The sequence below is a fragment of the Candidatus Allofournierella merdavium genome, assembly GCF_944382735.1.
Lineage (GTDB): Bacteria > Bacillota > Clostridia > Oscillospirales > Ruminococcaceae > Allofournierella_A > Allofournierella_A merdavium.
Genome location: NZ_CALWND010000001.1, coordinates 239,790 through 254,479 on the forward strand (window position 1 = coordinate 239,790; position 14,690 = coordinate 254,479).

The 14,690-nt window shown below is 63.5% G+C and carries 10 protein-coding genes; 5 read left to right on the forward strand and 5 right to left on the reverse strand.

From position 1 onward, the window contains the following. Positions 1 to 44: 44 nt before the first annotated feature. From ACH2A7_RS01115 to ACH2A7_RS01135, 5 genes are all read right to left on the reverse strand, one after another. Complete coding sequence (locus ACH2A7_RS01115) at positions 45 to 1,379, reverse strand: class I SAM-dependent methyltransferase (protein WP_394959200.1); 1,335 nt, start codon at positions 1,377 to 1,379, stop codon at positions 45 to 47. After that, positions 1,376 to 4,450, reverse strand: a complete 3,075-nt coding sequence (locus tag ACH2A7_RS01120; protein WP_394959202.1) for an FkbM family methyltransferase — start codon at positions 4,448 to 4,450, stop codon at positions 1,376 to 1,378. The genes ACH2A7_RS01115 and ACH2A7_RS01120 overlap by 4 nt, the downstream gene beginning before the upstream one ends. Before the next feature lie 186 nt (positions 4,451 to 4,636). Next, positions 4,637 to 6,127: a flagellin gene (locus tag ACH2A7_RS01125; protein WP_394959204.1), complete on the reverse strand. Its 1,491-nt coding sequence runs from the start codon at positions 6,125 to 6,127 to the stop codon at positions 4,637 to 4,639. 256 nt (positions 6,128 to 6,383) lie between these two features. After that, positions 6,384 to 7,562 (reverse strand): late competence development ComFB family protein, encoded by a 1,179-nt coding sequence (locus ACH2A7_RS01130; protein ID WP_394959206.1) that lies wholly within the window; start codon positions 7,560 to 7,562, stop codon positions 6,384 to 6,386. Continuing rightward, on the reverse strand, positions 7,562 to 8,353 hold the full coding sequence (locus tag ACH2A7_RS01135) for a ParA family protein (protein ID WP_394959208.1): 792 nt from the start codon (positions 8,351 to 8,353) through the stop codon (positions 7,562 to 7,564). The genes ACH2A7_RS01130 and ACH2A7_RS01135 overlap by 1 nt, the downstream gene beginning before the upstream one ends. A gap of 257 nt (positions 8,354 to 8,610) precedes the next feature. On the opposite strand from ACH2A7_RS01135, the gene fliD reads away from it, so the two are divergent. The 5 genes from fliD (at position 8,611) to ACH2A7_RS01160 (ending at position 14,644) form a co-directional block, all read left to right on the forward strand. After that, positions 8,611 to 11,151, forward strand: a complete 2,541-nt coding sequence (gene fliD / locus ACH2A7_RS01140) for a flagellar filament capping protein FliD (RefSeq protein ID WP_394959210.1) — start codon at positions 8,611 to 8,613, stop codon at positions 11,149 to 11,151. Between the two features lie 28 nt (positions 11,152 to 11,179). Beyond that, positions 11,180 to 11,554 carry a flagellar export chaperone FliS gene (fliS, locus tag ACH2A7_RS01145; protein WP_394959211.1) on the forward strand — a complete coding sequence of 125 codons (375 nt, stop codon included), beginning with the start codon at positions 11,180 to 11,182 and terminating at the stop codon, positions 11,552 to 11,554. Between the two features lie 12 nt (positions 11,555 to 11,566). After that, positions 11,567 to 11,974: a hypothetical protein gene (locus ACH2A7_RS01150; RefSeq protein WP_394959213.1), complete on the forward strand. Its 408-nt coding sequence runs from the start codon at positions 11,567 to 11,569 to the stop codon at positions 11,972 to 11,974. Positions 11,975 to 12,052: 78 nt separating this feature from the next. Further along, the gene (locus ACH2A7_RS01155) at positions 12,053 to 12,796 is read left to right on the forward strand and encodes a cell division ATP-binding protein FtsE (RefSeq protein WP_394959215.1); all 744 of its coding nucleotides are present in this window, start codon (positions 12,053 to 12,055) and stop codon (positions 12,794 to 12,796) included. 57 nt (positions 12,797 to 12,853) lie between these two features. Further along, on the forward strand, positions 12,854 to 14,644 hold the full coding sequence (locus tag ACH2A7_RS01160; protein ID WP_394959217.1) for a methyl-accepting chemotaxis protein: 1,791 nt from the start codon (positions 12,854 to 12,856) through the stop codon (positions 14,642 to 14,644). The last annotated feature ends 46 nt before the right edge of the window (positions 14,645 to 14,690 follow it).

The following is a 14,690-nucleotide window of genomic DNA, read 5'->3' on the forward strand; positions in this document are numbered from 1 at the left end:
CAAACGCGGGGGCGTTTCCCATTTGGGAAACGCCCCCGCGTTTTTCATTGCTCTTTTTTGCGCAAAAGCAGTTCCATGGACCCGTTGTAGCGGTTGCTCACCGAGTATTCCAGCAGTTCAAAGCCCGCCTGCTCCAGCAGCGGCAAAAGCCCCGCACGGGAGAAATAGGTAATGTGATAGGGCTCGCACCACATGGGGTCGAAGGTTTTCATCATGCGGGTGAAGCTGCTTTCAAAATTGGGGGTGGACAGCCAAAGCACGCCGCCGTCTTTCAGCAGGGCGGCTGCCTTTTTCAGCCCCTCCGCCGGGCGCTGCAGATGCTCCAGCACATCCCCCATGGTGATGATGTCCACCTGACGGTCTTCTTCCAGATGGAGGAAGTCGCCGCAGATCACCGGCAGCTGCAGCAGGTCAGCGGTGGTCTGCGCCTCTTGCTCCAGCAGCTCCACCGCCGTGACGTCGTAGCCCATCTCCTGCGCCACCGCGATCAGGTGCCCCTGCCCCACGCCCACCTCCAGCAGCGAACGGCCGGCGGTGTGCGCCCGTATCTTGTTGAGGATGTCGCTCCAGATGCGCAAGGCACGACCGTCCACCTCCCGAACCACTACATGGCCCGGCACGGGCGCCAGCACCCTGGGTGCGGCGCCCAGCTTGAGAAACTCCGTGGGGAACCAGCGGGTGTAGAGGTTGCCGCATTTTTCGCAGCGCATCCACAGCTTCGCGGGCTGGAACAGGGTGTCGAAATCGTCCATGCGCCCGGAGAAGGCGGCCAGATAAGGGGCCCCTTCGCCGCCGCAGATGGGGCAGCGCTTCAGCTCAGTCTGCGGATGGCGCCCTTCCTGATAGGGTTCACCAACCCAGTGAGGAAACTTTTTCTTTTGCTCCTCCGGCGTGAGGGAGCCCGCCACCTGCATCATCAAATTCCAGGCAAATTCCGGGGCGCTGTCGGCACAGTGCATCCCGATCTCCAGCAGCAGGTCCTTTTTGGTGGCGGGCAGGGCGGGCAGTTCCCGCAGCACCCAGTGGGCGATGCTTTGGGCGTCCGGTTGCGAGAGACTCCATTCTCTGCGCAGGGCTGTCTGGAACTGCCGCAGCAGAAACGGCCCCATGACGTCGGAGAACCAGGCGCTGACAAAGTCGCCTATCTGTTCCCCCTGCGCCCCCGCAAGTTCATCCAGCGCCGCCGGGGCGGGCGGCTCGTTGGGGCAAAGCTGCCGCGCCGCCTCCTCCACCGCCCGGATGCCCGCCGCCGCATCCTCCTTCATGGCGTCGGCCGACGCGGGCCGGGCCGCCCCGTGGGCCGCCGCCTCCCGGATGGTGGCGCAGAGCGAGAACAGCCGCGGGATGGTCTGCAGCAATTTGTCACGGTTGTCAGTCATCGTGCTCCTCCTTCGTTTTCCGCGCTATTTTCTTCCGGGGGCAGAGCCAGCAGGGTGATCTCGCTGGGCCATGCATCTCCTCCATGGTAGCGCAGGTAAAAGCGGTACCCCGGGGCCATCTCGTCGATCATGCGGGGCAGCTTCCAGATGTCCTCAAAATTGTGGTAGACCGAGAGAGCCAGCTTGGGCCGCTCCTGCCGGATGTGCCCCGCGCAGCCTTGCAGCGCCGCCTGCTCCATCCCTTCGATATCCATCTTGATGAGGGTGAGGGGCTCGGTGATGTCCTGATCCAGCGGCACGATGTCCACCGTATCGGCCCCGGCCGCGCCCGTGTTTTCGGCGAGGCCGTTGGCGGAAGCATCCGCCCCGGTCTCCATCTTCATGACGCCCGGCGCGGCCCCCGCCCCTTTGCGGCGCAGCACCACCCGGGGGTAGGCCGCCGTGACCCTGCGCAGGACATCAAAACTCTCCTTCGTGATCTCATAGCAGTAATAGCGGCGGTAGGCCATACTGCCGTAATTTTTCACATAGGAGAGGAAGGTATCGCCCACATAAGCGCCCAGATCGGCCACCACCTCGTTTTCATCGCAGTGCAGGAGGGCCCGGTCGAAGTAATCGTCGTTTTCGTTGTCGGCCACCCGCTCCAGCGGCTCCATCTCATAGTATCGCCAGTTGCGCACCACCGCGGTGAGCACCCGGCGGGACTGCTCGTCCCCCAGGCGGCCGAACAGCCAGCGGAAGTCCTGTCCGTGTTCCGAAAGGGCGGCGGAGAGGTTCGCCGTCACTTCCCCTTCGTTCTTGCCCCACAGCGGGAACTTTTTCCAGTAGTCCAACCGCACTTTTTGGGCATCCGCGCCCCAGCGGCCGAGACTTTTCAAGGCCGAGGCGGCGATCTCCTGCCGGGTGCCGGCCAGCGCCTCCTCCAGGGGTTTGGGCGAGACCGGCGTCGTTTCCTGTGGCGCCGCCGCGGCAACCGCTTCCTTCAGCAGCGGGGCCACTTTCTGATATGCGGGGCTCGCCTTGAGCGCCGCCACCGCCGGGTCGTCCGGCGCATAGCGGGACAGGATCGCCTTCACCTGTTCGGCCAATTCTTCCAGCTGGCGCTGGGCGGCGGTTTTGGGTTTGTGCTCCAGCAGAAAATCCACCGTCTCCTTCATGGCGGGGGCGGCGTCCAGCGCGGCGCCCAGGCCGCGGACATAACCCAGTTCATCGCCCTTTTCCCATGCGGCCAGCGCCTGCCGCAGCTGCCAGGCAAAACGGTGCATCCCCGGCAGCACAGCGATGTCCCCGGCGTTGAGCAGTTCCGGGTTGTAGACATTGTCCAGCCAGGTGGCAGAGAGGACGGCGTACTGTTCGCAGAGGCCCTGCCCCACCGGCACGTCCTTGTTCCAGCCGGGGGCGCGCAGGGCGACGGTGGCCAGGTCCAGCTGCCAGGCAAGCTGGCCCGGGGTGGCGGGCGGGTCGATGTGGGAGAGCCAGTCCAGCGCCGCGCGGGGCAGCAGCACCCGTTTTCCCAGTTCCGCCGCCAGCGCCGCCAGTTGCTCGGCATTCTGCTGATAAAAGCTCTCCGGCAGGGGCAGCCGCAGTTCCAGGGTGTGCAGGTAGGCCTGGGGGAACATCTGCCGCCAATCGGTGACCTGTGCCCACTCCCCGGCGATGGTTTCAGCGTCGTTGCTCTGCACAATGCGGGCGCTGCGGCCGGGGGCGGTGTCCCCCATGCCCGCCAGCAGGGCCCAACCCTCCGGACCGGTGCGGTCCAGATAGTTCAGCAGCATCGAGATGAAATCTCCAAACACCTGCAGGCGGTCGAAATCCTCGCCGGCTTCTTGCCAGGCCGCCTCATCCTGGTAAAATTCCCAGCAGCGGCGCAGGAAAACAGCCCCCGACGGCAGCTGCTCCGGGTGTTTGAGCAGTTCCATCACCACAAAGCCCCGGTCCTTTGTCCGCAGTTCCCCGGGTTTTGCCTCCCGAAGCAGTTCATCCGCCTCGCCGTAGCGCTGCAAAACGCAAAGGGCGTGGAACGCGACCGCCTGCAAATCGCTGCGCCAGCGCCGGTCGGTGGTGTCATACTGGGCATAGAGCCGGTCGCTCCGCCGCAGATCGGCGCGGCTTTCCATTTCCTCCAGCGCCTGCCGGCGGTTTTCCAGGTGCTCCATCGTTGCCTGGTAATCGTCCTGATAGTAAGCCGCCGCGGCCGCCAGGGTCTCGCCGTCCAGCCGCAGCAGGGCCGATTCCGGGCTGTACGCCTTCCAGGTGTTGTAGCATTCCCGCACACGGTCAAACTTCTTGTTGTTGTAAAAGACCCTCATGCACTTCTGGTAGGCAAGGATGCGGTCCACCTGCGGCGCTCCCTGCGCGCCGCGCAGAATGGTATAGGCCTGCCGGGCGTAGTCCAGCTTTTCTTCCGGCGTTTCGGCGGAATCCATGCAGTAGCCCAATATGCGCAGGTCCTGCGGCGTCCGTTTCAGTTCATTCCGCAGCAGCGCCATGTTGCGCCGGTGTTTGTCCCGCATATATCCAGGAGTCATTTCCGCATACCCGTCGTGATGAAGGATCGTTCGGGAGAGCACGATGTGCTGTGGGCGCGCCTCATACGGAAAGGAGAACACCTCATGAATGGCCCCCGTATAGCGCAATTGGCCGCCGCGCCGTTGCGCCAGCCGCATGGCGAAGAAGTCCCCATAATCGCGCAGCTGCTTGTCGTAATAATTTCGCTGGATCAGGCTGCCCACTTCGAACTTTTCCCGCTCGGCGCTCTTGAGAAAAGACTCCAGTTCCCCGATGTCCGGGTCCAGCCACTCGTCGGTGTCCACCGTGAGACACCAGTCGCCGGTGCACCGGTCCAGCACGGCATTGCGGGCGGCGGCAAAGTCGTTCACCCAGGGAAAATCGAACAGCACGTCGGCGTACTTTTCCGCCACTGCCCGGCTGCCGTCGGCGGAGCCGGTGTCCGCCATCACCAGTTGGCAGGGCAGGGCCTTGCGCAGCGGCGCAAGGGAACTTAAACACCGCTCGATGCAGCGGATGTCGTTTTTAAAGATGATGCCGATGGACAGGATCGGCTGGCTCATAACAAGATCATTCCTTTCGTGCGCCCGGTGCGGGCGGGATGGGTTTGTCGGCCCGGCGCGGGGCTCCAGCGCTGGAAACAGGCTGAAGCACCGCGCCGGGCCGACAAAAAAAGGGGCGCGCCCCAACGGGCGCGCCCCCTCTTTGCCGATGGAGAAGAACGAACTTCCTCCCGCGGTGCAAAGAGCTTACTGCATCAGCTGCAGCACGCCCTGCGGCACCTGGTTGGCCTGGGCCAGCATGGCCTGAGCGGACTGGATGAGGATGTTGTTCTTGGTGTAGGACATCATTTCCTCGGCGATGTCGGTGTCGCGGATGGAGGACTCGGCATCCTGGATGTTCTCCTGCATCACGGACAGGTTGTTGATGGTGTGGTCCAGACGGTTCTGGGTAGCGCCCAGACCGCCGCGGACGTCGGAGATGTAGTTGATGGCGTTCTCGATGGTCGCCAGAGCGGCCTTGGCGCCCGCCTGGGTGCCGATGTCCAGATCGGCGATGCCCATCGCGGCGGTGTGGCAGTCCTTGATGGAAACGGTCAGCTGGTTGAAGTCCTCGCCGGTGTCACCGATCTGCAGGCTCAGGCCGGCGCCGTCCTGGATGGACTTAAAGTCAATGGCGGTGCCATTGATAGTGGCCTCGATGCCCTCTTCCTTCAGCAGCTTGTTCAGGTTGGCGACGGTGTTGGAATCGGTGGAGCCGAGAACCACCTTCACGGCGTTCTTGTTGGTGGTTTCATCGTCCGCTTTTGCCACGAACTCATAGGTGGTGCCGTTGATGGTGATGTAGTCGCCGGCCTCCAGGTCCTGATTCGTGCCACCCGTAGCGATGCCCGCCGCAACGGACTGATAGGCGCTGGCGCCGTCGTTGACCGCGAGGCTACCGGCGGTAATGGCGGTGGCGGCATCATCCGCGGTGATGCCGGTGATCTTGATGCCGCTGTCGCCGGCCTCCTTCGCCTCAAACTGCAGGGTGGTGCCATTGGTGGTGATGTTGAACAGACCGCTCAGAGCGCTGTCTTTCAGCAGGGCATCCTTCATGGCAGCCGCGTTATCGGCAGCAGTGGTGCTGGCAGTGTAGGTCACCGTGGTGGTCTGCAGCTTGCCGTTGGCGTCGGTGTACTCCACGGTCAGCTCCTGTTCCGTGCCATCATTGCCTGCGCCAATCGTGACGGTGCTGGTGGTTTTGGAAGCATTGACCGTGTTGATGGTGTTACTGCCATTGAGGCTGGCGGTAGTGATGTCCACCTTGGTCTCAGCCAGAGAGCCGTCCAGCAGCTTGATGCCGTTGAAGTTGGAGCTCTTGGCGATACGGTCGATCTCGTCCTTCAGGTTGCTGACTTCCTTCTGCAGCTGGGCACGGTCGGTCTCGTTCTCGTAGGTGCCGTTGGCGGACTGCTCAGCCAGGGAGTACATACGGTTCAGCATGTCGTGCACTTCGGTCAGAGCGCCCTCAGCGGTCTGCACCAGGGAGATGCCGTCCTTCGCGTTCTTCTGAGCGCCTTCCAGGCCGGTGATCTGCGCACGCATCTTCTCGCTGATGGCCAGGCCGGCAGCGTCGTCGCCGGCGCGGTTGATCTTATAACCGGAAGACAGCTTCTCCAGGTTCTTGGACAGCGCGGAAGTGTTGTTGGTGTAGTTGCGGTAGGCGTTCATCGCCATGATGTTATTCTGAATACGCATAACAATTTTTCCTCCTTGAAAAATGGTTCGCTGACAGCGGGTTCCTTCCCACTGCCGTTTTTCCGGCCCTTTTGCCCCCGCAGGCCTTTACGGGAACATCCGGGCGCCTGGGTGAGGGACCAAAGCCGCGGCTCCGAATCCCTTCACTGCATATGTCGGCCCGTTGGGGGCAAAAGTTAAGCCCTCGCCCAAAAAAAATTTCAAAAAAATTCCCTTCCGCCCCAAAGCGGGGGGAAGGGAGGTTTTTCAAAAGGGCTCACAGCGTGTGCCGGGGCGATTCCATCACCGTTTTGCACGCCTGGATGACCTGCGCCACCACCATGGATTCATACTTTGCCCGGTAGAGGCTGGTCATGGGTGTGGCCGCGGAGCCGGAGAGCACCACATACTTGGCCGGCAGCCGGGTGAGCGCCAGGGCGCGGGCGTCCGCCATGCAGCGGGGGCAGGTGCAAAGCCCGAACATCCGCACATACCGCTCCAGCCGCTCGTCCACCAGCAGTTCCATCAGGTTCAGGCAGACGGAGCCGTCCGGCAGGCGGGTCTCGCGGGGGGCGAAGGGCGTTTCGGGGGCCGGCTCATCGGCCGCAGGCTTCGGTGTGGGGGCCGGCTCCTCCGTCTCAGGGGCCGGCTCTTCCGCCGCAGGCTTCGGCGTGGGGGCCGGTTCTTCTGGCGCGGCCTCATAGGTTACAGGCTCCGGGGCGGGCTCTTCCTCCGCCGGTCCGGGGGCCGGCGCAGCCTCCTGCGCGGCAGGCGTTTCCGCCGCCGGTCGAGGGGCCGGCTCCTCCGTCTCGGGGGCCGGCTCTTCCGCCGGCGCAGGGGCCGGGGCCGTCTCCTCCGGGGCGGTCTCTTCCGCCGGCGCGGCGGCCGGGGCCGCCTCCTCCGGGGCGGGTTCTTCCGCCGGCACAGCGGCCGGGGCTACCTCCTCCGGGACGGGCTCTTCCGCCGACGCGGGGGCCGGGGCCGCCTCCTCCGGGGCGGGTGCTTCCGCCGGCGCGGGGGCCGGGGCTGCCTCCTCCGGGGCGGGTGCTTCCGCCGGCGCGGGGGCCGGGGCTGCCTCCTCCGGGGCGGGTGCTTCCGCCGGCGCGGGGGCCGGGGCTGCCTCCCCCAGGCTCTCAGCCAGCGAGTCGGCCAGCGCGTCCCGAATGGTGCGGGACAGCGCGTCGCTGTTGTTCTTCTCCACCTGCAGGATGGGCGCGATCAGGTGCTCCCCCTCCCGCCGGGCGGGCTGCTTTGCCGGTTCGGGAGCCTGCGTGTCGGCCGCCGGCTGCGCTGCGTTGTCGGCCGGCTGCTTCGCCTCGCCGGCCGGCGGTGTGCCGGGAGCCGGCTTCAAGGCGCCGGGAGCCTCCTCCCGGGTCGCGGGCGCGGCGCCGCCCAGCAGGCTCAGCACATGGTCGGTCTTGCTGCTGCGGCCGCCCTTCTTGTTTTTGCCAGACATCAGCGCGCGCCTCCTTTCCCGCTGCGGGGGAAGCGGGCGCCCGCCACCTGGTCGCAAAGGGCCTCAAAGTCCCGCGCGGGGTTGGAGGACGGGGCATAGTCCACCACGCTCTGCCCGTGGGCGGGCGCTTCCGCCGCCGTGACGCTGGTGCGGATCTTGGTCTCAAACACCACCGTGTCCAGCTGGGCGGCGATCTGGGAGGCCATTTCCAGCACCTCCCGGTTCAGGTTGAACCGGGCGCTGAAGCGGTTGAGCAGGATGCCCAGCACCCGCAGGCCGGGGTTGTAATACTCCCGCACGCCCTCGATGGTCTCCTTGATCTGCGACACCCCCAGCAGGCTGAGCACCTCCGGCGCCATGGGGATGATGAGGCTGTGGGCCGCCACATAGGCGTTCACCGTGAGCAGGTTCAGGGCCGGGGGCGTGTCGATGATGATATAGTCATAGTTCTGTTCCACCTTGGACAGGGCGGTCTTCAGCAGGAACTCCCGCCCGGGGCGGTTGAACTCCAGCTCCGCGCCCGACAGCAGGATGTTGGAGGGCAGGATGTCGCCGGAATCGGTGTGGGCGATGGCCTGCTGCGGCTCCACCTCGCCCCGGAACACCTCGTACACCGTCAGGCATCGCTCGATGTCCAGCCCCAGGCTGAACCCCAGGCTGCCCTGGGGGTCCAGGTCGACGCCCAGCACCCGCGCGCCCCGCCGGTGCAGGCTGGCCAGCAGCGCGGCCGCCGTCGTCGTTTTGCCCACGCCGCCTTTCTGATTGGTGATGGCGATCACCGAAGCCGCCATTTTTACCCCTTCCTTTCACTGTCCGCCCTGCCGGGGGCGGCTCTCTTGCTGCACGCCGCAAAAAAATTACAAAAAACACTTAAATCTTCCCTTGCGGCGGACGATATAGATACTGAGAGAACATCGGTTTCTTTTCATTAGTCTATTGTTTCGAGGTCATTTTACTCAAAAGGTTCGGCCTTGTCAATAAGCCGCGGCCCGCGGCCTGTGCGCCCGGCCCCGTTTCTCTTTAAGATACAGAAGGGAGTGTATTATCCATGGCATCCATCAACAGTCTGAGCGGCTCCAGCTCTTCGTCCAGCATTTACGGAAATCGCACCTATAACATCATTTCCGGTCTGGCCAGCGGCCTGGACACCGAGCAGCTGATCTCCGGCGTGGTGCAGAGCTACCAGCAGAAGATCCAGTCGCTCCAGCAGAAAAACACAAAATTGCAGTGGCAGCAGGAGGCCATCCAGAGCATTTCTGACAAACTGGTGGAGTTTGACCGGAACTACGCCTCCTATGTCTATTCCGATACCAACCTGCTGAGTTCCAGCTTCTTCAACAACGCGGTCAAAACCACCGCCAACGGCGCCTACGCCGCGCTGGTGTCCGCCTCCGGCAAGACCAACAGCACTGTGGTGCTGAACGCCGTGAAGCAGCTGGCCACCGCCACCCGCTACACCGTCTCCGGCAACAACCTCAACCCCAACAGCACCGACGGCTACAACGTGACCGGCAACAGCAAGGTGGATCTGAACGGCGACTTCCAGCTGAGCAAGCTGGCCGGCTCGCTGACCATCAACTACGGCGACCGCCAGGTGACCATCGACTTCTCCGACACCGAGCGCTTTGCCGACGAGAACGGCCAGCTGGACACCGCCAAACTGCAGGCCGCCATCGAGGAGAAGCTGAACAACCAGCAGATCTCCACCAGCAGCGGCTCCATGGTGGACGCCGGCAGCCTGATCGGCGTGAGCGTGGACAGCGTGGGCAACCGCGTGTCGTTCTACGATAAGAGCGGCGGCGGCAACACTGTGTCCATCGCGGGCGCCACCGGCAGCCTGAAGGATATGATCTCCAATCTGGACAGCGTGGTGGACAGCGGCTCCGGCACCTTCAGTTTCCAGGGCACCACGTTTGTGGAAGACGTCCACATGGCGGATTACCTCGCCGGCAAGAGCATCACCGTCTCGCTGGACGGCAAGAGCAAGACCATCGAACTGCCCAAGATCACCACCAACGCCGACCCCAACGAGACCAACAAGGCGTTCCGCGACGCCCTGCAGGCCGAACTGGACAAGGCCTTCGGCAAGGACAAGGTCACCACCGACTTTGACGGGGAGGGCAAGCTGACCTTCGCCGTGGCGGACGGCTCCAACCTGGCCGTCACCAGCGCCGATGACGGCGTGGGTGAGGCGCTGGGCATCAGCGGGGGCATCACTTCCTATCTGGACACCACCAAGACCCTGGGCGAGCTGGGCATCAAGTTCGACGAACTGGCGGGCGGCTATGACCTGATGGCCGTGGGCAAGGTCTCCCAGAAGAAGGACGCCAACGGCAATGTGGTGCCCGGCAAGTATGTGGACGCGGAAGGCAACGCCGTGGACAAGGACGGCTACCGCCTGGGCCAGGACGGCCAGCGGCTGCAGGGCTTCGACCTGGTGATCAACGACGTGAAGATCGGCACCTACACCCGCGACACCGAGCTGAACACCATCATCAACAACATCAACGCCAACACCGAGGCCGGCGTGAACGTGAGTTACTCCAAGACCACCGGCCAGTTCGTCTTCACCGCCAAGGACACCGGCTCCGGCGGGCGGGTGGATATCGGCACCCCCGAGGGCGGCGGCGTCGGCCTGGGCGAGAAACTGTTCGGCAAGCCGGATCCCAGCGGGGCGAACTATACCCAGGGCACGGACGCCACTTTCATCGCCACCATCAACGGGCAGACCAAGGAGTTCACCCGCGCCTCCAACACCTTCGATCTGGACGGCATGAGCGTTACCGTGAACGGCACCTTCAACGAGAAGACCACCGTTGACACCGTCAAGGATCTTGGCGCCGACCAGAGCGTGACCTTCACCAGCAAGACCGACGCGGACACCATCGTGGAGGCCGTCAAGAAGATGGTGAACGACCTGAACGAGGTCATCAAGGCGGTGAAGAGCGCCTACTCCGACATGCCGCTGCAGAAGTCCGACGGTTCGAAGTACGAGCCGCTCACCGATGACGACAAGTCGGACATGACCGATTCCGCCATCGAAAACTACGAAGAGAAGGCCAAGACCGGCATCCTCTTTATGGACAGCGACCTGTCTTCGCTGTATAATGATCTTCGCAACGCCATCACCTCCAGCGGCGCGGACGGCGTGACCCTGCGCTCCATCGGCATCGAGACCGCCTATTCCGACGGCCTGACCACCATCACCCTGAACGAGCAGACCCTGCGCGAGGCGCTGGAGAGCGACCCGGACAAGGTGCAGCAGGCTTTCACCAAGTCCAAGGAGAACGGCGCCGCCACCGACGGCCTGATGGCCTCCATCAAGTCCATCACCGACCGGTATGCCTCCACCACCGGCGACGTGAAGGGCATCCTGATCGAGAAGGCCGGTTCCAAGTACTCCCCCACCGCCGCGCTGGACAACACCATCCTGGACCAGATGAAGGACGTGGAAGAGGAGATCACCAAATGGCAGGACAAGATGTCCAACCAGGTGGATTACTACACCAACAAATTTACCCAGCTGGAACTGCTGATCAACCAGATGAATTCCCAGAGTTCGGCGCTGTCCGGCCTGCTGGGCGGCTGATCGCGCCGGCCGGAAAGGAGCACATCCCATGGATATGCGAGGCTATCAGCACTACCGGGAAGACGCGCTGAGCACCATGACCCCCGGCGAACTGCTGCTGCTGGTTTACGATGAGCTGGTCAAACGGCTGACCCAGGCGGAACTGGCCCTTGACAAAGAGGACTACACCGTTTTCGAAAGCGCGGTGGACCGCTCGGTGGACGTGGTTCATTATCTGGACGACACCCTGGACCGGCAGTACCCCATCAGCGCCCAGCTCACGCGGCTGTATGAATATTTCTGCTACGAACTCAGCCGGGTAAAGAGCGGGCGGAACAAAACGGAACTGGAGCGGGTCAAGCGCATGGCCTGTGAACTGCGCGAAAGTTTCCGCACCGCCGAAAAAAACGCCACGGAACGATGATGGGAGCACGGTATGCTGAGTGAACAGACCTTGTCTTTTGCCTGCGCGGTGGAGCGCCAGATGCACACCAGCCTGATCGAACTTGACGATCTGACCAGCCAGCTGGCCGATGCGGTGAGCCGTCAGGATCAGGTGTCGGTGCGTCTGTTCCTCTCCATGCGGCAGGAGGAGATCGACCGGATGCTCGGCTATAAAGCTGCGTTGCGCCGTCACTGTGCGGAACTTCCCGCGCAGGACGGCGCACGTCTGCGGCTGCTGCTGACCGGCAAGCCGGGCGATGAGCCGCCGGACAAGGTGCAGGCCCTGCTCAAACAGGTAAACACCAACCGGAACCTGCTGGAGAAGATTTGTCGGGCCGACCAGTCCGTCAGCCGCCGGTTCGGCGGTTCCGCTTCGTTTTACGCCGGCAAGGACGATTGACACGGCAACACCGCAGTCCGTCGGCGTCCAATCACCGGGCGCGGCCGGTTTCGGCCCCGCAGCCCGGAGGAGTGATATATGCCCCAGATACGTTTAGAATCAGTCGGCAAGGACTTCCCCCAGGAGCATGAGCGCCAGGTCGTTCATGCGGTCCGGTCGGTGGATCTCACCATCGAACGGGGGGAGTTCGTTTTTGTGACAGGCAGCAGCGGCGCGGGAAAAAGCACCCTGCTGGATCTGATCGCCTGTCAGATACAGCCCACAACGGGCAATGTTTTTCTCAACGACATCAACGTCACCCGGATGGCCCGCCGTCAGTGGGTCCGCCGGCGGCTGTGTTTCGGCTATGTGCCCCAGTTCCCCTCGCTGGCCCGCAAGCGGACCATTGAGGAGAATCTCACCCTGGCCGCTTTGCTCGGCCAGAAACGGACCCATCAGCCCCCCGCCGATCGGGTGCGAAAATCTTTGAGTATGGTTGGTCTCGGCGACGTGGCCGGGCGGTATCCGGTGGAGCTTTCCACCGGCGAATGCCGCCGGGTGGAACTGGCCCGGGCCATCATCAACAATCCGGAGATTCTTGTCCTGGACGAACTCACCGCCAATCTGGACGACGACACCGTCTGGGATATGTTTCTATTTTTGTCCGAGTTGAACCGCCACGGCATTACCATCATCATGGCCTCCCACGCAAAAAAGTTCGTCAATCTCATGCGGCGCCGGGTCATCACTTTGGTGGACGGCACCATTCGCGGCGACGTGCAAAAGGGACGCTACGGCGATGTGGGGCCTGCTCTTGCCCCGGATCCCAACAGGTTCATATGACCGCACAGGACCCTTGGCCGGACAAACACATTCACTGAATATCAGGAGGAAATACTTATGAAGAACAAGCGTGTTGCCACCAAAATTCTTTTGTCGGTGGGAATCACCCTGCTGCTGTCGCTGGTGATGATCGTTGTGTCCATCAGCACCATCCTTTCCACCCGCAGCCAGTTTAACGGCATTCTCAACGAACAGGTCACCATCACCGAGGCCGTTCTGGAGAGCGAGATGAACGTCAACTCCATCGCCCGCCAGCTGCGGGATATGGCCCTGTTCGGCTACAATTCTTCCACCGTGAATGAGATCGAGACGACCATGACCGCCCTCGACACGAACCTGGAGACCATTCAGAGCCTGTACACCGGCAGCGACGGTCTGGCCGGCCAGTATGTGCAGGCCGTGCAGGACTGGGAGTCCTCCTTTGGCGACATCTCCTCCGCGCTTCAGACCGGCGACACCGCCCGTGCCAGCCAGCTGATCCAGAACCAGTGCACGCCCAAGCTGAACCAGGCGGTGACCACCGGCCAGAGCCTGATCGACCAGCTGAACGCTGATACCGCCACTCTGGTGTCCGGCCTGCAGAGCCGCACCACCCGCGACATGATCATTCTGTGCGTGCTGGTGGCGGTGAGCATTGTGGTGGGCATCAGCCTGAACCTGTACACCGTGCGTTCCATCGTGGTGCCCCTGCGCAAAGCGGAAGCGGCCGTCGTGGCGTTCAGCCAGGGCGATCTGTCCTACGAGCTGGACTATGAGTCCAAGGACGAGATCGGCGGCATCTGCAACGCGGTGCGCAGCTCTCAGCAGACCCTGCACAACGCCATTGAGGACATCGTCAGCATCACCAAGCGGCTGGCCGACGGCGATCTGTCCTGCGAAGTCACCCAGCAGTATCCCGGCGAGCTGGCCCCCATCAAGGAGAACATCGACTATCTGCTGGACCAGCTGAACGACACCATGAGCAGCATCCTGCAGGCCGCCGATCAGGTGGCCGCCGGCGCCGACCAGGTGTCCAGCGGCTCGCAGGCCCTGGCCCAGGGCTCCACCGAGCAGGCCAGCGCCGTGGAGGAGCTGTCCGCCACCATCAACGACCTGGACAACGCCGCCAAGGAGAACCGCAAGACCGCCCAGACCGCCAAGGAGCGCGCCGACCAGGCCGCCGAGCAGGTGCGCATCAGCAACGAGCGTATGCAGGAGATGCGCCGGGCCATGGGCGAGATCCTCACCGGCCAGAAGGACATCGGCAAGATCATCGAGACCATCGAGAACATCGCCTTCCAGACCAACATCCTGGCGCTGAACGCCGCCGTTGAGGCCGCCCGCGCCGGCAGCGCCGGCAAGGGCTTCGCCGTGGTGGCGGACGAGGTGCGCAACCTGGCCTCCAAGTCTGACCACGCCGCCAAGCAGACCAAGAAGCTGATCGAGTCCTCCATGACCGCCGTGGAGCACGGCGGCGAACTGGCGGAGGACGTGGATGTCAACATGCAGAAGACCGTGGAGTACGCCGGCGTTGCCATCGACTACATGGAGAAGCTGGCCGAGAGCACCATCAGCGAGGCCGAGGCCATCGATCAGCTGACCACCGGTGTGGACCAGATCTCCTCTGTGGTGCAGACCAACTCCGCCACCAGCGAGGAGTCCGCCGCCGCCAGCGAGGAGCTCTCCTCCCAGGCGGTCATGATGAAGCAGATGGTCCAGCGCTTCCAGCTGCGGGGCGCTTCCGGGTACTCCCTTGAGCCGGAACCCGCCAGCCAGCCCGCCGCCACTCAGCCGGCCGCCAGCCATTTCACCGCTGCCCCGGCCGCTGAGCAGCCTGCGGCGGAGGAGAGCCGCTTCAGCAAGTATTGATCTCCATAAGTCCGGGGATGTGCCCCGCATTTCACGAAAGGAGTTG

Excerpts from the sequence above, each read along its gene's own strand:
- ACH2A7_RS01135 (WP_394959208.1), bottom strand. The coding sequence starts at position 8,353 with ATGGCGGCTTCGGTGATCGCCATCACCAATCAGAAAGGCGGCGTGGGC.
- ACH2A7_RS01155 (WP_394959215.1), top strand. The coding sequence starts at position 12,053 with ATGCCCCAGATACGTTTAGAATCAGTCGGCAAGGACTTCCCCCAGGAG.
- ACH2A7_RS01130 (WP_394959206.1), bottom strand. The coding sequence starts at position 7,562 with ATGTCTGGCAAAAACAAGAAGGGCGGCCGCAGCAGCAAGACCGACCAT.
- ACH2A7_RS01120 (WP_394959202.1), bottom strand. The coding sequence starts at position 4,450 with ATGAGCCAGCCGATCCTGTCCATCGGCATCATCTTTAAAAACGACATC.
- ACH2A7_RS01150 (WP_394959213.1), top strand. The coding sequence starts at position 11,567 with ATGCTGAGTGAACAGACCTTGTCTTTTGCCTGCGCGGTGGAGCGCCAG.
- fliD (WP_394959210.1), top strand. The coding sequence starts at position 8,611 with ATGGCATCCATCAACAGTCTGAGCGGCTCCAGCTCTTCGTCCAGCATT.
- ACH2A7_RS01160 (WP_394959217.1), top strand. The coding sequence starts at position 12,854 with ATGAAGAACAAGCGTGTTGCCACCAAAATTCTTTTGTCGGTGGGAATC.
- ACH2A7_RS01125 (WP_394959204.1), bottom strand. The coding sequence starts at position 6,127 with ATGCGTATTCAGAATAACATCATGGCGATGAACGCCTACCGCAACTAC.
- fliS (WP_394959211.1), top strand. The coding sequence starts at position 11,180 with ATGGATATGCGAGGCTATCAGCACTACCGGGAAGACGCGCTGAGCACC.
- ACH2A7_RS01115 (WP_394959200.1), bottom strand. The coding sequence starts at position 1,379 with ATGACTGACAACCGTGACAAATTGCTGCAGACCATCCCGCGGCTGTTC.